The 17,933-nt window shown below is 53.6% G+C and carries 16 protein-coding genes; 9 read left to right on the top strand and 7 right to left on the bottom strand.

Features of this window, described 5'->3' with window-relative positions; all coding sequences use genetic code 11:
• Positions 1 to 231 precede the first annotated feature (231 nt).
• From NNL35_RS22760 to NNL35_RS22745, 4 genes are all read left to right on the top strand, one after another.
• Positions 232 to 1,266 (top strand): right-handed parallel beta-helix repeat-containing protein, encoded by a 1,035-nt coding sequence (locus NNL35_RS22760; RefSeq protein WP_006674909.1) that lies wholly within the window; start codon positions 232 to 234, stop codon positions 1,264 to 1,266.
• 406 nt (positions 1,267 to 1,672) lie between these two features.
• On the top strand, positions 1,673 to 2,032 hold the full coding sequence (locus tag NNL35_RS22755; protein WP_337999284.1) for an ATP-binding cassette domain-containing protein: 360 nt from the start codon (positions 1,673 to 1,675) through the stop codon (positions 2,030 to 2,032).
• Positions 2,033 to 2,450: 418 nt separating this feature from the next.
• Entirely contained in the window at positions 2,451 to 3,863 is a 1,413-nt protein-coding gene (locus tag NNL35_RS22750; protein WP_006674907.1) for a S41 family peptidase, read from the top strand.
• Between the two features lie 338 nt (positions 3,864 to 4,201).
• A complete protein-coding gene (locus tag NNL35_RS22745) occupies positions 4,202 to 5,287 on the top strand; it encodes a S41 family peptidase (RefSeq protein ID WP_158000420.1) in 1,086 nt (361 codons plus the stop codon).
• Here NNL35_RS22745 and NNL35_RS22740 read toward each other — a convergent pair.
• Positions 5,251 to 5,796, bottom strand: a complete 546-nt coding sequence (locus NNL35_RS22740) for a GNAT family N-acetyltransferase (RefSeq protein ID WP_006674904.1) — start codon at positions 5,794 to 5,796, stop codon at positions 5,251 to 5,253. The genes NNL35_RS22745 and NNL35_RS22740 overlap by 37 nt on opposite strands.
• A gap of 488 nt (positions 5,797 to 6,284) precedes the next feature.
• Entirely contained in the window at positions 6,285 to 6,800 is a 516-nt protein-coding gene (locus tag NNL35_RS22735; RefSeq protein ID WP_006674903.1) for a DUF2798 domain-containing protein, read from the bottom strand.
• 163 nt (positions 6,801 to 6,963) lie between these two features.
• On the opposite strand from NNL35_RS22735, the gene NNL35_RS22730 reads away from it, so the two are divergent.
• Together NNL35_RS22730 and NNL35_RS22725 are read left to right on the top strand one after the other, a co-directional pair.
• A complete protein-coding gene (locus NNL35_RS22730; protein ID WP_006674902.1) occupies positions 6,964 to 7,488 on the top strand; it encodes a GNAT family N-acetyltransferase in 525 nt (174 codons plus the stop codon).
• Entirely contained in the window at positions 7,481 to 8,392 is a 912-nt protein-coding gene (locus tag NNL35_RS22725) for a protein kinase family protein (RefSeq protein ID WP_050979354.1), read from the top strand. The genes NNL35_RS22730 and NNL35_RS22725 overlap by 8 nt, the downstream gene beginning before the upstream one ends.
• Positions 8,393 to 8,437: 45 nt before the next feature.
• Here the strand turns inward: NNL35_RS22725 and NNL35_RS22720 are convergent, their stop codons facing one another.
• Positions 8,438 to 9,784 carry an FAD-dependent oxidoreductase gene (locus tag NNL35_RS22720; RefSeq protein ID WP_006674900.1) on the bottom strand — a complete coding sequence of 449 codons (1,347 nt, stop codon included), beginning with the start codon at positions 9,782 to 9,784 and terminating at the stop codon, positions 8,438 to 8,440.
• Positions 9,785 to 10,115: 331 nt separating this feature from the next.
• Here NNL35_RS22720 and NNL35_RS22715 point away from each other — a divergent pair, with 331 nt between their 5' ends.
• The 3 genes from NNL35_RS22715 to NNL35_RS22705 all read left to right on the top strand — a co-directional run bounded on the left by NNL35_RS22715 (position 10,116) and on the right by NNL35_RS22705 (position 14,695).
• Positions 10,116 to 11,528 carry an alpha-L-fucosidase gene (locus NNL35_RS22715; protein ID WP_006674899.1) on the top strand — a complete coding sequence of 471 codons (1,413 nt, stop codon included), beginning with the start codon at positions 10,116 to 10,118 and terminating at the stop codon, positions 11,526 to 11,528.
• A gap of 246 nt (positions 11,529 to 11,774) precedes the next feature.
• A complete protein-coding gene (locus tag NNL35_RS22710) occupies positions 11,775 to 14,018 on the top strand; it encodes a heavy metal translocating P-type ATPase (protein ID WP_006674898.1) in 2,244 nt (747 codons plus the stop codon).
• Positions 14,015 to 14,695: a sulfite exporter TauE/SafE family protein gene (locus NNL35_RS22705; RefSeq protein ID WP_006674897.1), complete on the top strand. Its 681-nt coding sequence runs from the start codon at positions 14,015 to 14,017 to the stop codon at positions 14,693 to 14,695. Before NNL35_RS22710 ends, NNL35_RS22705 begins: the two co-directional genes overlap by 4 nt.
• A gap of 63 nt (positions 14,696 to 14,758) precedes the next feature.
• Here the strand turns inward: NNL35_RS22705 and NNL35_RS22700 are convergent, their stop codons facing one another.
• From NNL35_RS22700 to pdaA, 4 genes are all read right to left on the bottom strand, one after another.
• Positions 14,759 to 15,184 (bottom strand): FixH family protein, encoded by a 426-nt coding sequence (locus NNL35_RS22700; RefSeq protein ID WP_006674896.1) that lies wholly within the window; start codon positions 15,182 to 15,184, stop codon positions 14,759 to 14,761.
• Positions 15,185 to 15,339: 155 nt separating this feature from the next.
• Entirely contained in the window at positions 15,340 to 15,648 is a 309-nt protein-coding gene (locus tag NNL35_RS22695; RefSeq protein WP_006674895.1) for an antibiotic biosynthesis monooxygenase, read from the bottom strand.
• Positions 15,649 to 15,708: 60 nt separating this feature from the next.
• Entirely contained in the window at positions 15,709 to 16,710 is a 1,002-nt protein-coding gene (locus NNL35_RS22690; RefSeq protein WP_006674894.1) for a Gfo/Idh/MocA family protein, read from the bottom strand.
• A 215-nt stretch (positions 16,711 to 16,925) separates the two neighbouring features.
• A complete protein-coding gene (gene pdaA, locus NNL35_RS22685; RefSeq protein ID WP_006674893.1) occupies positions 16,926 to 17,735 on the bottom strand; it encodes a delta-lactam-biosynthetic de-N-acetylase in 810 nt (269 codons plus the stop codon).
• Between the last annotated feature and the right edge of the window lie 198 nt (positions 17,736 to 17,933).

Below are 17,933 nucleotides of genomic sequence, written 5' to 3'. Positions count from 1 at the left end.
AGATTATCAAGCTGCGCAACGTGATAGAACCTTATAGTACTATTAATAACCATCGAGTTCTATCTTATCTTAATTCGTTTTCTCCTGTTTTGCAAACGGTATAGAAAAAGCAAAAAACGCTTCATAAAATCAATCCGCAGGAATGATTTGCGCCGGTTGAACATTATATAATTAAAGCGGTTAAACTCTATGCTGGGAATAAGGTCACTTGTAAAAAAAGGAGGATGTTCAATGATGACGACAACAAGCAGCGGATGCGGGCGCAAGCCGAGAAGGAGAAGAAGAGCCGGATGGGCCATCCTGCTTCTCGTGAGTGTATTCGCCACGATAGGAACCGCCCATGCCGAATCAGGCAGCGTGCCGGCCGGGAAGGCCGCCGATGAGGTGATCGCCTGCGGAACCACTTCATGCCTGCAGAGCGCCTTGAAGAAGGTTACCCCGGGCGCGCGGATCGTGCTGGCTCCGGGCACCTATACGGGGAGCTTCTCCTCTGATGTGAACGGGACCGCGAGCCAGCCGATCCGGATCGAGAGCGAGGATCCCGCTAATCCGGCTGTACTGTCCGGTTATGCCGTCGGTTCCGGCTACAGCCTGCGCATTCGCGGGGATTATTGGGTCATCAGCAATCTCAAATTCACCAATGCGCAGAAAGGAATCATTTTGGACCATTCGAATCATACGATCATCACCGATGTGGAGGTCTATGAGACGGGATTTGAGGGGGTCCATTTCCGCGACGGATCGTCCTACAGCACCATTCAGAACTCTCGCATTCACGACACGGGCATAACCGGGCCCGGCTACGGCGAGGGCGTCTATGTCGGATCGGCGGAAGGGGCCAGCTACAACCCGAACACGCATTACAATACGATTCGCAATGTCGTCTTCGGGCCTAACGTCGCCGCAGAGCATGTTGACATCAAGGAGAGAACGATCGGCACCGTGGTAGAGAACTGCACCTTCTACGGCGAAGGCATCAGCGGGGCGAACTATGCCGACAGCTTCATCGACGTGAAAGGCAACAACGCCGTCATCCGCAACAATATTGGCTACCAGAACGGCAACAGCCATATCGCCGATGCTTTTCAGGTTCACCAGGTGGTATCGGGCTGGGGCATCAACAACGAATTTTCGCATAATACGCTCTACCTGACCGATCCTTCCGTCTATGTCATCGGGGCCTACGGCAACGCGACGGCCACCGCCATACAAAACACAAGAAGCCCGGCAGGCAATATGTACAAGGGCAATGTGACGGTTCAATAGCATGCGAGAAATCGTTAACCGAGAGCTTTAACCGCTTTTTTCAAACGCTTATGAAATATATTAAAGTTATAAACTTTTACAGCAGCGGAAATACGTTTATCTTTGTGACCATCAATTTCGTAGTTACCTTTTTAGGGGGGCATTGAAATCGTTCGAGATAGATTAAGCATTGGAGAGTTTGTCATCATTACAACTTATGTGAATATGCTAATCAACTCGGTTCAGTTTTATTTCGATGTCGGAAAAAAGTATCAAGAAGCCTTGGTTTCTATGGATAGAATCGAGAAGCATCTGAACGTACGAAAAGAGAAAAATGGGCCGATTAAGCTCAGCTCCATCGAGAATATAACAATCAAAGACATGTCCATTTTTTATAATCCGTCAAATCAACCTATTATTTCTAATATTGATTTCCGCTTTGAAAAAAGGTGGAATATATTGTATGGTTGGGAGGAATGGTACCGCAAAGTCCACATTGATCAATACTTTGCTAGGAATACATGAAGATTACGACGGGGAAATCATGATTGAGGGCAACGATTTGGAATCACTTGATAAATATAATCTGAGAAGCAAATTGATCGGTGTCATCGAGCAGGAGCCTTGCTTGCTGGAACCTTTTATAGAGAACCTAAGTCAGACAGATTACCCTGCCTTTATCCGCACATTTGAATTGGAGCGAGTTATTGAAGCAATCAAAGACAATGAAAAGCAGAACTGCGTTAGATACCAAATCGGTGGAGAAAATCAAAGAAGTGCTTCTTGAAATCAAAGAAAACAAGATCGTGATTCTCATTTCTCATGATAGTCGCATGTCGGCCTTTGCAGATGAAGTTATAAACCTTGATTGTTTTAAAGCAGCCGTTCCGATTAATTAAATTTTTGGGGGGAGTACGATGGATTATTTGGTTTTGCCTGCCGCAGATGCAAGTAGCCCAAGTTGTCCTATTTTAATAATTTGTGGTTACTATGAGAAAAAAACATGTAATGGTAATTGTGAAACACATATTTGTACTATGAAAACTTGCCCATCTCATTGCTTTGGCCAAGTATGTAGCCCACGGGCCGACCCCATGTTTAAATAGAATACGAAAAGAGAATGCAACGCGGAAGTTCCCTCCTTTCGCGTTGCTTTAGTCTATAAATAAGGTTAATATACATTGTTGTAGAATATGAGGTGAATTATGCATTCCATAAGAACATACGCTATTTACGGCCTTTTCCTACTGGTCATCTGTGTGTTAATTATTGTCAGTTCCCCTCAAGAAACCAGAAACCGTTATCAAGGCATCGAACATTACTATAAAATAACCAAAGAGCAAATGAAAAAAGACCTAGACTATTTGCAGAAAATGATTACGGAGGTACATCCGAAAACCTATGGAGGTGTCCCGCCGGAAATACGTCAGGCGATGCAGCAAGCGTATCGCGAAATTGAACAGATAGACAATGTGTGGCAGTTTTACTTTGTGACACAGCAGGTGATGAATAGCTTGAAGGATGGGCACTCCTCTATTTTGAGGCCAAGCGAGAAAATTATTGAGCAATTGCCTTTTACATATCAATGGCTTGAAGATTGCCTTTACGTAACATCCAGCTCAGGCTGGTTGCACAAGGGGGACAAAATCATTGAAATCGGCGACAAAAACGAGCAAGAGCTGATCGAAATGCTGCAAAGCTTCGTCTCGTATGATAATGTGCATGATCTCAAACGAAGGACAAACACGGAACGTATTCTTACAATAGGCCCCTACCTGGAATACTTTGGTCTGGCAGACGGCCATAAAGTCCAAGTTACAGTAGAACGCAGCGGTAAAATCATTCTCGGGGAAGTGGATATTCAGTTAAGAACCAATCAACCTTATCCTGAAAGTAAGCTGTTCGAGTATCAAGTGTATAAAGAAGATGACTTGGCTGTTTTTCGTATTGACAGCTTTTCTCCATTCAATGAATACAACAAAAGAGTTATCCAAAACTTTTTTGAAACGGTTAGGAAAGAAGGAGTGCATCATGTAGCGATTGATTTGCGTTACAATGATGGCGGAAGCACGATGTTTGGAGACTACATACTTTCATTTTTGGAAATACCCTCATACCGTAACTTGAAGACAGCCGTTCGTTATTCTACGGTTGTAAGTCAGCGCGTAACAGGAAAACCTATTGATAAAGATGAAATGCTATATTTCGAAAGCGATCCTATACCGGTAAAAACTCATGAAAATACTTTTACAGGCAAGCTATATATCATTACTTCCCTGAATACATACAGTGCCGCTACGGCCCTGGCAACAGTAGTAAAGGATAATGGAATCGGAATGATTGTGGGGGAAGCGCCAGGAGGCAAACCAACTTCCTATGGCGATATTCTTTCATTTGAGCTCCCCGAATCTAAGTTCAGACTATTTATCTCTTTTAAGTGGATTGAACGGCCTGGCACGACGCTAAAAAATCACTATGAAGATGCCTTGCAGCCGGACATCTACGTTCCGACCACATACGAAGATCTCGTGCAGGGACGCGATCCGCAACTGGAGATGATCAAGAAGCTGATTCGAGAGGAACGCCAACAGGAGCGTATACCGCTTTCATTGAGGTGACTTTTTGTGCACGATAGGAAAAGACTACTGTTGCTTCTAAGCGTGATTTTATTGTTGTTACCGCTTGGAAACGCTAAGACAAGTAACCCATATAGGAACATAGACCATCCTGTTCAGCTAACCAGCGAACAAATGACAAGGGATCTGGACTATTTGAAGGAGATTGTAACAGAAGTTCATCCCAAAACTTACGGAGGTGTGCCTATAGAAGTACAGCAGGCATTCCGAAAAGCTTATAACGATGTACAATACGTGGACAATGTCCAGTTCTAACGCAACAAGTGATGAATGCGCTTCAAGATGGGCATACAGCGATGCAGATCTCTGATGGTCCAAGGATGGATAACTTGCCGTTTTCTTATGCGTGGCTGGAAGATGGCATCTATGTTACATCAAGTTCAGGCTGGTTGCATAGGGGGGACAAAGTCATCGAATTCGGTGGAAAAAATGAACAAGAGTTACTCACGATGTTCCGCGCCTTTTTTTCAGTTGACAATGTATACTCGCTTAAGTCAAGAGTCAATTTGAATAGTATATTCACGTTGCTTCCCTATCTTCAATATTTCGGCTTGATAGAGGGAAACCAAGTTCAACTCGTCGTGGAGCGGGGGAATGAGGTCATAGAGGGGAAGCTGCAAATGAAAAAAATGCTGAAATTTGCAAGCCCTTATCTGACCAGGGATCGATTGGATTATACTATTTCCAAAGAAGATGATCTGGCGGTTTTGTATATCGATAGCTTCGCTGCGTTAGACCAAACAACGAAGTCTGTGATTCGGGACTTTTTCATCGATGTCAAAAGAGAACAAGTGAATCATGTGGCCATTGACTTGCGTTTCAACCCTGGCGGGACAACGTTAGTGGAAAATTACATAATGTCATTTTTGAATGTAGACTCCTACCGTGATTTTAAGACAGTAAATCGGTATTCTACGTTTACTAGCCAATATACATACGATTTCCCCTTTGGCACAGAGGAGATGCAGAGTCTGGATTCAGGAATGATTTCCATACCAAGTCATGAGTATAGCTTCAACGGCAAGATCTATGTCATCACATCCTTTCAAACATACAGTGCGGCAACAAATTTTGCGGTTAATATTTCCGACAATAACTTGGGGCTTATTGTTGGCGAGCCTTCCGGGAGCAAGCCCAGTTCCTATGGCAGCATTATTTTATTAGAACTTCCCGAATCAAAACTACGCTTGTCGATTTCCTATAAGTGGATTGAACGGCCATATACGACGTTAAAAAATCGATATGAAGATGCCTTGCAGCCGGACATCTACGTTCCGACCACATACGAAGATCTCGTGCAGGGACGCGATCCGCAATTAGAAATGATCAGGAAGCTGATTCGAGAGGAACGGTCAAGGTTCCCCTCCCATCACTCCCTGCATCTTCCCATCACTATGGTGTTATAGTATTGGCCGTCAGACAGAATCTTGTCGTTTTTTAATATCCCTTCGATTTCAAAGCCCAGCTTCTTATAAAGGGCGATAGCTTTCTCATTGGTTTCTAACACATTCAACGCGATTTTGGTAATGCCATTGGAGTCGGCCCAAGCCATCGATTGTTTAAGCAGATTTTTTCCGATGCTGTATCCCCAGAATTCTTGTTGCACGCATACGCCGAATTCTACTTTGTGATAGAATCGTCGTAATTGGCTTCCCTCGCATCGCGAAAACCCGACGATCCGACCTTCAACGACCGCGACTAAAAATATGTTTCTTTTCTTTTCGGAATCGGCTCTTATCAATTGTTCAAAACCGGGGGCATCAATGAACGCTTCTCCCGGTTCTCTGTCTAAAAACTCGGTCTCTCCGTCGATCTGCACCCGCAAGGCGGATAACACCCCCGCATCGGCAGCGGTGGCTGATCGAATCGTATAGGCGACTCCATCCGCTTCAAAATCTTGTTTGGGAACGATCATGAATATATTTCACTCCTAAGATTGGGGAGGGGATGAACAAACTGTCTTTCCCCGTTTTTAATAAACATATTTTCCAAATATAATAATCATAGTCTATCATAGGCTTGTACAGATTTTTATCCTTTCATGTTGAAAGGATAGCAAAAGAAACATTTAGCGCGTAATTTGTACTCTCTGAGTGGACATGCGACGGAATTGTCCATACAAATGTGGACATGAGGGGGATATTGAACGAATAAGCTCAAATGTCCATATATAGGTTCACTAGCTCTCCTTGGCACCATATATGGGGTGGTGGAGAGAGAATGAAGGATAACTCTTTCTCGGAACAGTGTCCACTATTTGACAGACATTTATCTCATTATTCCATGAGTGGTGGATGATTCATAAAAAAACCGACTGATATTTTTATATGAATCAATCGGCAATAAAGAAATTTTTTATTTTGGGGAACACTCTGCAGCAAACAGAAATTTATCTGCTTCGGGTTACGAGTTTCCGCTTTCTGCTTGACGCGCTTGTCTTGCATGTAATTTTTTCATTGCAAATCTTGCTATTGGCTGTGCAATCAACAGCTCAATCCAAAATGCGACACCAAAGTTTCTAGGCCAGATGTGGAAAAAGTGTTGAAACGGTTCGAGGCTTATTTTTTTCGTACCGACCCAAGCTCCTATAATGGTAAGAAGAATAGATAAGACCGTAACATTCAATAAAGTAGTCCATAAAACTCTGGCATTAAATCCATCTGTCTGTCCCACGAATTTTGGCATCACTTTACCGACTAACGGTCCTGCGACCAGCTTTACCAGTAAAACAACGATAATCCACATAAACGGAATCATCTTTAGCGTATCAAGATACACCTCTATACTGAAGCCGCGCTCCAACCCCATTATGATCGGAGGGATAGTGTTTACGGAAATGATTGAAATAATCAATAAAAATAGTATGCTCTCTTTTGCGTTTCTAGGCAGTCTTGTTTCTACGCGTAAATTGTCAGCCATCTCTATCATCACCCTTTCTTGATAACACCATGTTATTATAGCGATCCTGGAAACACCTACATAAGTGAACATTTTGTGAACACTGAACATATTTCTATATAGTTAATTTTTGCTCAATCTTACCAGAGCTTCAATATTGTTATCATACGAAGGAGGTGAAACCATGTTCATCCGAAAAGCGGAAGCGAAGGATGCCCAGGCCTTTATTGATTTTTGCGCCCGACTGGATCAGGAGACGAAGTTCATGCTCTATGAACCCGGGGAGCGCAGCCTTACCCCGGAAGATCAAGCCCGGCGGTTCGCGAGCTTGCACGAATCGAAAGATTCGATTATGCTGTTGGCCGTCACCGATCAGGGAGACGTCGCCGGGTTTGCGGCCGGCATCGGCTCCAGCCTGAAGCGGGCCCGACATGCGGTGTCTGTCGTTATTGGCATACTGCAGCATTATACGGGCCAAGGCTTAGGCTGCCGCCTGCTGGAACAAGTAGAGAATTGGGCGGCGGCGAACGGTAAGCACCGGCTCCAACTGACGGTCATGACGCATAATGAACGGGCCATCCATTTATATACGAAGCGGGGCTTTCGGATCGAAGGCACATTAAGCCACTCGTTGCGGGTGGACGATCAATTCGTGGATGAATATATGATGGCCAAGCTGATACATACCGGGGAGGATTCTAGTGACTGAACAAACACAACAAACACAACAAACACAACAAGCACAACAAGCAACAACGGTACAAGTGGATGACGTTTCTTTTCATGTGAAGCAGGAGCATGATTTTTCCTGGCTGCGGAAGCTGGGCCGCGTATTTTGCGTGTTCGACCAGCAGGATTCGGGCAATCTGTCCTTCGGCATCGAACGGGACGGTATCCGGCGCTTCGTGAAGTATGCCGGTGCGCGCCCTGTCCGCTATGCGGGGGATCCGCGGGATGCGATCGCCCGGCTGGAGCAGGCGATGCCGCTGTATGATCAATTGCGGCATCCGCATCTGATTGCACTCCGGGAGCATTTCCGCGCGGGAGACGGCTATGCCGCCGTATTCGATTGGGTGGAGGGGGAGAGTCTCCATCCGCATGAATCGTTCCCGCCGCCTGCCAAATATACCCACCCGGAATCTCCCTTCTACCGGTTCCGACAACTCCCGATCGAGCAGAAGGTGGCAGCGATGGAGGCGATTCTGGCGTTCCATGCCCACGTAGAGGCTTGCGGATATGTCGCGATCGATTTTTATGACGGCAGCTTGCTCTACGATTTTCAGCGCCATGCGATGACGATCTGCGATATCGATATGTACGCCAGGAAGCCGTACACGAATACGATGGGCAGAATGTGGGGCTCCTCGCGCTTTATGTCGCCGGAGGAGTTCGAGCTCGGAGCCGCTATTGATGAGCGGACGAATGTATTCAATATGGGAGCGATGGCATTCGCGCTGCTGGGCGGGGAGCCTGACCGTTCCTATGAGCGGTGGGAAGCAGGGCAAGCCCGTTATGAAGCGGCCTGCCGCGCCGTAGCTCCGAATCGGGCCTGCCGCTATGCTTCCGTTGCCGAATTCCATGCGGCATGGCAGCAGGCTGAGCGAGAGGGATAGCAGAGGGAGCGCGGCCGATCCCTCTTGCAAATCCGGGCTCCTCGTTCACGATTGGACGCCAGCGTGCTGATCATGAATGGCATGAAGGGTGTGGACGAGGAATTCGCTAGCGCTCGGATGCGCCCCAATCAACAATTGGCAGTCGCCGATGCCCAGCTTGAACCGGATCATCATGGCGACGGTGGAGATGATGTCCTTGGCCTGCAGGCCGACCGCCGTTCCCCCGACGATGCGGCCCTCATCATTCCACAGCAGCTTGAGGAAGCCTTCCGTCTCTCCCTGCAGGAACGCCTTGCCGTTCCGTTCCGTATTATAGTGCACTACCCGGCTATGAATGCCAGTGGCGTCCGCATCTGTCATGCCGACCGTGGCGACCTCGGGCGCATCATTGAAGGCGAACGGTATCGTCCGGACATCGACCGGTTCCGGCGAACGTCCGACGGCATGAAGCGCAGCCGTTCTCGCCATGGTGATCGAATAGACGCCCGCAATCGTCCGCTGCGCATCCCCGGCAATATAGATGGACGGGATTGCGGTCTGCCCGAACGGGTTGCAGTCCACCGAACCGTATCCATTCATCGTCAACCCGGCGGCTTCGATATTCAACTGATCCACATTCGGCCGGAATCCCAAGGTGATGAAGGCGGCTTCCGCTTCCTGCTCCGTTCCGTCTTCTCGAATGGCTGTCACCCGGCCGTCCTGCTTATGAATCGCCTTGACGCGCTCCCCGGAGCGGATGTTCACCTTCCGCCGGCGGTATATGCCAGTGAGCCACGCGTCGATATCCGGATCGAAAAAGCAGCGCGGCCCGTTGGCCTCGACCAGCCAGTCGACTTGAGCGCCGAAGCGGGAGAACAGATTGACCGCTTCGTAGCCGATCGGACCATCTCCGACAACGATGACGGAGGCGGGAAGCCGCTCCATATCCGTAAGGGTCGTATAGGAGTAGATTTGCCTCCCGTCGGGCTTCATCGCTTCCGGAAAGTGCGGCCGGGCACCATTGGCGATGAAGATGAGATCGGCATGGATGTCCATGGGTTCCCTCTGCTCCTGCGCAACCGTCAAGATTTGCGCGGACTGGAAGCAGGCCCGCCCGTGTTGAACGGCCACGCCAGCCGCGCGCAGCTGCTCCGCCGCGGAAACCCTGCTGCGGCTTATCACGTCCTGCACGGCTTCATTGATGCGACGGGGAGACAAGGACTCGATCCCGGCATAAGGCGACAGGCTGGCGATGGCCTGAAGCCAGGCGGCGGTTCCGGCCATTTTCCAGTCTCCCGGATGGCTGTCGGTGATCAGGGTCACTTCGCAACCATAGCGGGCAGTGGTTAATGCCGCTTCCATTCCCGCGGGTCCGCCGCCGATGACGGCGACCTTCTTCTTTTGCACACCCATACATACCCCTCCCTCGAATATAAGCATAATTGTGAACTATTTCACACTATAGCATTGATCCATATATTACCTCTTGTTCAATTGGAAGTCAATCGTTTTCGGCTTTCTTCCCAATTTGCTCCGTGTGGCGGCAATATGTCGATTATGAACGTCAAAAGCGGACAGGACAACATCGAAATCCGCGCCACATAAGGGCGGAAAGCCCCGGTTGACGAAAATGGTCAAGCGCTGCGAATTTGACCAATTGAACTTTGTAAGCGTTTGTAATATATATGAGAGGCAGATAGGTCAATCCAATAAAGCAGAGATGATGTGCGGGAGGTCAAGACAAATGAGTGAACAGGCTGGACAGCCGCAAGAGACGTTGAATGAAGAACAGGAAGAGCAAGTTGTGCAGCAGGGCGTGCATAATTTCAGCGCGGAAGAGGAGTGGGTGAAGCCGACCGATCCGCTGCTGCTGGAGCGTCTGGAGTGGTTCAAGGACCAGAAGCTTGGATTCATGATGCACTGGGGTCCATATTCCCAATTGGGGATCGTGGAATCATGGGCGCTCAGTGACGCCGATGCGGACTGGTCGCGCGACGGCATCGACTGGGATGTGGACAGCGAAGAACTGAAGCGCCAATATTTCGATTTGAACAAAACCTTCAACCCGATTCGGTTCCAGCCTGAACTGTGGGCAGAGCTGGCTGCGGATAACGGATTCAAATATCTTCTCTTCACGACGAAGCATCATGACGGCTTCTGCATGTGGGACACCCATACGACGGACTACCGGATTACGGGACCGGACACGCCGTTCCACCGGCATCCGAAGGCGGATATTTGCAAGCATCTGTTCGAAGCGTTCCGGGAAAAGGGGATGGCCGTCGCGGCTTATTTCTCGAAAGCTGACTGGCACTCCCCGTATTATTGGGCGCCGGGAATGGAGCGCGGGACGACGACATCGCGGGGGCCTTCCTACCATCCGCAGGACTATCCGTGGCTGTGGGAGCAATTCGTGAAGTTCACGCATGATCAAATTATGGAGTTGTTGACCCGCTACGGCCGCATCGATGTGCTGTGGCTGGATGCAGGCTGGGTCTATGAAGGGGCGCGAGGGCAGGATATCCGCCTCGGCGAGGTGGTCGAACGCGCCCGCCAGCACCAGCCGTGGCTGCTGTCCGCCGACCGTACGATCGGGGGGCCATACGAAAATATTATTACGCCGGAGCAGACGATTCCGTCCGGGCCGATGACGGTGCCGTGGGAGAGCTGCATTACGCTCGGCACGTCGTTCTCCTTCCGGTATGAGGACAAATATAAGACGGGACGGCAGCTGGCGCACATCTTGCTGGAGGTCGTGGCCAAAGGCGGCAATCTGGCGCTGAATGTCGGGCCGCAGCCGGACGGACGGCTTCCGGAAGGGGCGATCCGCTCGATGAAGGAGCTTGGCGTCTGGCTGAAGGTGAACGGGGAGGCCGTATACGGCACGCGCATTTGCGCGCCGTATTTCACGGGCCGGACCGCATTCACCCGCAAAGGAGACACCGCGTACGGATTCTATTTGTATCCGAACGAGAATACGCCGGTCGAGCCGGAAGTATTCCTGCCGTATACCGACCCGGTCTCGGCTGTCGAGTTGATCGGCACGGATGGCGTACTGGAATTCACCCGCACGGCGGAAGGCATTGCCATCCGGCTGCCGGAAGCGGCGGCGGCAGGATCGGCGCCGATCGCGCATGCGTTCCGATTGCTTGCCTAAGATTGCATCAACCTATATCACTTGCGGAAGCCGGTCAGCCTGACCGGCTTCTTTGGCATCCGTCCGTCTCAAGCTCCCTTCTCTACGCCTTGAACCGATCGATCCGCCGCCCTCTTTTCCGATGGGCCGCCTTCCGTCAGGCAGAAGTTCGTTGATAGCACCTTCGGGCCATCCTATTTTGGACGGGACGTGCATAGGTTCTAGTAATGGGACAATGTACTGTACATAGGGAATGGGGTGAACTCCATGGCGAATCGTTCCTCCGGGACATGGAATCGGCATACGCTGCATATTACGGGCATGAACTGCGCCGCCTGTGCGGTTCGAATCGAAAAGGCATTGCGGCGAATGGAGGGGACCGGCGGAGTGTCCGTCAATTTCGCGGTCGGACGGGCTTCGGTCCAGCTGGATCCGGCCCGGCTGCAGCTGCGGCAGGTCGAGGACAAAGTCGTGCAGCTTGGCTTCGGCATTCGGAAGGATACGGATGCCGGCTCTTATCTTGGCACGGACGTGAAGGGGCTGTGGCTCCGCTTCATCGCTTCGGCCCTGCTCACGCTGCCCCTGCTCTGGACGATGTTCTCCCACTACTCGCTCACCTCATCGGTATGGGTTCCGGAGCTGTTCTTCCAGCCCTGGTTCCAGTTGGCTCTGGCTACGCCGGTTCAGTTCATCATCGGCATGCCGTTCTACTTCGGCGCTTTCCACGCGCTGCGGAACCGGGGAGCGAACATGGATGTGCTGGTGGCGCTCGGCACCTCCTCAGCCTACTTCTACAGCCATTACTTGGCCATGAAGGCGATCCAGTCTCCTGCTGCCGCAGGACAGCATGTTCCGCTCTATTTCGAGACCGGTTCGATGATCATTACGGTCGTGCTGCTTGGCAAGCTGCTCGAAGGGATGGCCCGCCAACGGACGATGCACGCAATGCGCGGCCTTCAAGAGATGCAGGCGGACTATGTCCATGTCATTCGGATGCAGCGGGAGACACGGATTCCGATAGAGGAGATGCGGGTCGGCGATCAGGTCGTCATTCGCCCCGGGGAGCGGATCCCGGTGGACGGCGTCATCATGCGCGGACATTCGGCGGTCGACGAATCGATGATGACCGGGGAGGGAATGCCGGTCGACAAAAGCGCCGGGGGGCAGGTGATGAGCGGGACGATGAACTTGAACGGGACCCTTACCGTGGAAGCGCAGCGGATCGGTTCCGATTCCACACTGGCGCAGTTGATCCGCCTGATGGAGGACGCCCAATATTCGAAGCCGCCGATTCAGCGCCTCGCGGACACGATTGCGAGCTATTTCGTTCCGGTTGTCGTCGTCATTGCCGGCCTAACGTTCGCCGCCTGGTATGCGCTGCTGCAGCCTGGGGACTTCGGCCATGCGCTCGGATGCGCGGTCTCGGTGCTTGTCATTGCCTGTCCGTGCGCCATCGGGCTGGCGACTCCGATCTCGATTCTGGTCGGCTCCGGGCGGGCTGCCCAGCGTGGGATTCTGTTCAAGGAAGGCCGCTTCATGGAACAGCTCCATCAGACGGACGTCGTGCTGCTGGACAAGACGGGGACATTGACCGAGGGGAGGCCGGAGCTGACCGATATCCTTCCGCTGGGCGGACACTCGGCACGGAGTCTGCTTCGCTGGGCGGCGGCTGCCGAGCAGCCCTCGGAGCATCCGATCTCGCGCGCGATCACGGCGGCGGCCGAACGCCAGCGGCTGATCGTGCCCGAGGCGAAGCGGTTCACGAATATTCCCGGCTGCGGCATTCGGGCGGAGGTGGAAGGGAAGCGCCTCTTCCTCGGCGCGTACGCCAGGCTGAAGCCGCAGGGGATTCAGGCCGATGGCGCGGATGCGGGCGTAATCGCGGGGCTGGAGCGGGAAGGGAAGACGGTCATCGGGATAGCGGTCGATGACCGGCTCACCGGCTTGCTCGCCATCCGCGATTCGCTGCGCACGACCTCGGCCGAGGCGGTGCGTCAGATGAAGCAGCTAGGCCTGGAGGTGATGATGGTGACCGGCGATCAGCGCATGACGGCCGAGGCGATCGCGAGAGAGGCCGGGATCGGGCATATCGCCGCCGAAGTGCTGCCGCAGGAGAAGGTCGAATGGGTGAGCCGGCTGCAGCGGGATGGGCGGACGGTGACGATGGTAGGGGACGGCATCAATGACGCGCCCGCGCTGGCGGCCGCCGATATCGGGATCGCGATGGGGCAGGGGAGCGATATTGCCGGCGAAGCCGCAGATATTCATCTATTGCGCGGCGACCTGAGCGGCATCCCGGAGGCAATGCACATTAGCCGCCGGACGATGGCCAATATTCGCCAAAATCTGTCCTTCGCCCTCGTCTACAACGTCATCGCCATTCCCTTCGCGGTCATGGGCTGGCTCGAGCCGTGGATGGCCGGAACGGCAATGGCGCTCAGTTCGGTCTCGGTCGTCGGCAACGCCTTGCGTCTGCAGCGATCGGGCCGGCGCAGGGGGGCGGCCTCGTGAGCGGAGAGAGCCTCTGGCTGGTTGCCGTCACCGGCTTGCTAAGCGCTCCGCACTGCATTGGAATGTGCGGCGGCATCGTGATGAACTTCGCCTGGAATGCGAAGGGCTCGGCCTTGGCGGCGGTGCTCGCCTATAATGCGGGGCGGGTGTTGACCTATACGGCCATGGGAGCGGCGATGGGAGCCGCCGGCAGCTTCCTCGAATTGACGGGCAGTTGGGCGGGACTGCAAGGCTTGGCCAGCATGCTGGGGGGGCTGCTCATCCTGCTGTGGGCGTTCCGCCGCGTGGCACTGCCCTTGGAGCGGCTAAGCCCGGCCCGGATTCCGCTCGTCCGCCGCTGGATGGAGCGGCTGCGGGGAAGCGGGGATCTCCGGGCCGTGCTGGCGAGCGGGCTGCTGTTCGGCTTCATCCCGTGCGGCTTGACCTACGCGATGCAGATCAACGCGGCGGCCAGCGGCAGCGCCCTCGGAGGCGGAATGATTATGGCCGCATTCGGTCTGGCGACCTTCCCGTCCCTGCTGGCCGTTGGCTTGTTCGCGGCCGCGATCAAGCGCTCCATCCGGGCCCGGCTCGTGAAGGCCGGGCAGCTCGTGGCCGCCGTTATCGGCGTGCTGTGCATTTTGCGCGGGCTGTCCGCGAACGGCTGGATTCCGGCGCTCCATCCGTGGCTGTGGTAGGCAGGCGCAGGCTGGGCGTCCTGCAGACGAATAGCCAACGGCCAGGCCGGCAAGAACGAAGCCTTATCGCATCGCCTCGAACCGGTGCATGGCCGTGAACGTTCCGCCGTCCAGCTCGAACGACGCTTCGGCCTGCCAGGTTCCCGGCATGAGCGGAACCGCTTCGCCCGTATAGATGCCCGGCTCCGTCTGCTCCAGCTTCACCTGGTACGTGCCGCAGAGCATAGCGGGCATGATGAGTACAGCCTCGATCCGGGCATCGCGGACAGGTGCTCCATCCGCCGCTTGAAGCGTAATCCGCAGCTCATTGCGCTGCAGGACCGCCGCCGGGTTCGCCGCCAGCTCGATCTGGGCCTGGACAGTCCCCAGCTCCGCACGGGTGACCGGTTCGAACACAGTGGCGCTTTTCCAGGCGTAGCCGACGGCGGCGAGCAGCAGCGACGCGAGCAGCGCCGAAGCATAGAGGGCATATCTCTTCTTGACGGACATCCGTCCACCTCCTCGCTTATATGCGGCTACTTATGTGTACCCGGCAGCGGCCCCATATATGCCGATGACGCCTCCGGCGGAACATCAGGACAGCACAACAGGGCAGGCGCCCGGAAGCGCGCTGCCCTGTCGATATCGCGGTCTATATATCGCCGTCAGGCGTTATGGCTGACGACCATGTCATATTTGTTCAACGAAGCGCCCAGCATATACTCCTTCGCTTCGCTGCCGCCGCGGTGAGATTCGCGGAAGGCGTCGCTGGAGGTCCAGCCGCGGAACGCCTCTTCATTCTCCCATACGGTGCACACCTTCAGCTCTTCTTCGCCTTCCTTGCCTTCGCCCAGCCATACTTCCAGACGGATGAACCCGGGCATTTGCTGCACGCCCTTCGCTTCTGCGAACCGTGCGGCGACCTGCTTGCCGTGACCTGCCTTAATGCGAATCGTATTCGTAACGACCAACATGCGTCTCGCCTCCTCGTGCGTGATTGAGATTGTTATGGAAATAGATGATCCTATTGCGTATTAGGGCTGAAGCTCGTCCAGACGGATCGGCCGGTTATGCCGGACCGACAGATTGGCCGCTTCCATCAACCGGGTCAGCTCGAGGGCCATATGTATATTGGCATCAGCGGCCGTGCCTTGCTGGATATGGCTCACCCATTGATGGAAGGCGCTTGGCCGGTTGGCTGGAATGTCGCGTTCGACCCAGCCGCTGCCGACCTGCGCTTCCAAGCGGCTGCTGCTCACGAGCAGCCGGCTCTCCGGCGTGCCGTACAGCAGCGTTCCGTCCGTACCTTGCAGCTCGATCGTGAACGGGGAGCAGCTGTTCACGAAGCCCGCTTCCACAAGCCCGAGGGCGCCGTTATCGTATTGGAGCACGGCGACGGCATTATCTTCGACGTCCTTGCCGGTGACATAGCCGTAGTGGGCGCTGACCCGATCCGGCTCGCCGAGGAACAGGCGCGTCAAATACATCGGATGGCAGCCCAGATCAATCAGCGCTCCGCCCTGACATTGCTCGGCATTGAAAAAATGCTCCGGCAGCCAGCCGGCAATCGCTCCGTTATGGGACAGGCGGACGCGAACGAGCGTCAACTTCCCGAGCAGCCCCTCCGCGAGCACCTGTTGAATCGCCTCGGTGTAGCCGTCATTCAGCCGCGGGAGCGAGACGGTCAGGACGATGCCGGCCTTCTTCGCCGCGTCCACGATTTCATTCGCTTCATGGAGCGTCGCCGCTACGACCTTTTCCGTGAAAATATGCTTGCCTGCCGCCGCCGCCTTCACCATCACCTCGCGGTGCATGTTGGTCGGCGTGTCCACGATGACGGCGTCAATGCCGTCCTGCTTCAGCAGTTCGTCCAGCGATTCGAAGAACGGGACGCCGCGCGCCTCCGCTTCCTTCCGGCCCCGTTCGGGAATCTCGTCCCAGACGGCCACGATCTCCGTATCCGGATGCTCCTCCGCCTGGCGGGCATAATCATTGGCATGCACATGCCAGAAGCTGACCATCGCTACTCTAATCATCGTCATCATTCCTTCCCTGTCGTCAGGATAAGAGCAATCAAGAACTTACACCTTTACCTTATCAAATATTGGACAAGGCCGCCAATCCTGAATTCGAGCGGTGAAATGAAAAGGCTGATGCCGGATGGCCCTGTGCCGGACACGGCTTCCCGCATAGAAAAAACCGATGCCCGCCGCGTGAAACCGGCAGTACATCGGTCTTCGTTGGTCCGTTCCTATGTTCCCGGCTTCGGTAGCGGGCCCGGCCCCGGGGCCGGCTGGCGCTGAAGGCGATCCAGCGGCACGAACTCGTACCCTTGCTGTCTGGCCGCATCGATGATCGAACCGAGCGCTTCGGCGTTGTCTTTCGAGATCGAGTGGAGCAAAATGACGGCTCCCGGGTGAAGCTGGCTCGTTACTTTATCATAGGCGTAGCGCGCGCCCCTCTGCGCATGAACATCCCAGTCCTTGTAAGCTAGCGACCAGAATACGTTCGTATAGCCCATGTCGCGAGTCAGCTTCAACGTCCGTTCGCTGAAAATGCCGCGCGGCGGCCGCAAGTACGCCATTTCCTTTTGGCCGGTAACCCGGGTAACCTCCGATTTGACCTTATCCAATTCCTGCCGGATCTGTTCGGAAGACACTGTCGTCATATCCGGGTGGCTCCAGGAATGGTTCCCGATGATATGCCCTTCGTTGACCATGCGCTTTAGCAGCTCCGGCTGGCTCGTTACATAATGACCGGTTACGAAGAAGACCGCCGGCACTTTCTTTTCCTTCAGCGTATCCAAAATACGTGGGGTATATCCGTTCTCATAGCCGTTGTCGAAGGTGAGATACAGCTCTTTTTTGCTCGTGTCCCCCAGGAAGATGGCGCCGTGCTTGTCGACGATATCTTTGAAGCCTTCCTCGTTAATGGACGGCAGCTGGCCGTTCACGCTTTTCTTGAATCCGAAATGAAAGGCAGGCCCGTCTGCGGCAGCCGGCCAGGCGTGAATCTGAACCAGCAGAGCGAGGGCGAGCCCGATACGGATGAGTCGCTTCATGTTCATACAGCTCCTTGTCACAACCATTTCTTGTTACGGTCACATACAGAAAATTATCCCTCATTCTGCAAATATTATCCCGGCCCGGCAGAACCCGGCCTGCTCAAGGTGAATGGTTGGAATGACCAGTTTCATTTCGCGTTCCTTCTTCATAAGGGAGTGCAATCCCGCCAAATAGTTTCTAATACCTATAATTGG

It is taken from the genome of Paenibacillus dendritiformis, from assembly GCF_945605565.1.
Classification (GTDB): Bacteria; Bacillota; Bacilli; order Paenibacillales; family Paenibacillaceae; genus Paenibacillus_B; species Paenibacillus_B dendritiformis_A.
This window is presented reverse-complemented; position numbering and strand designations above follow the sequence as displayed.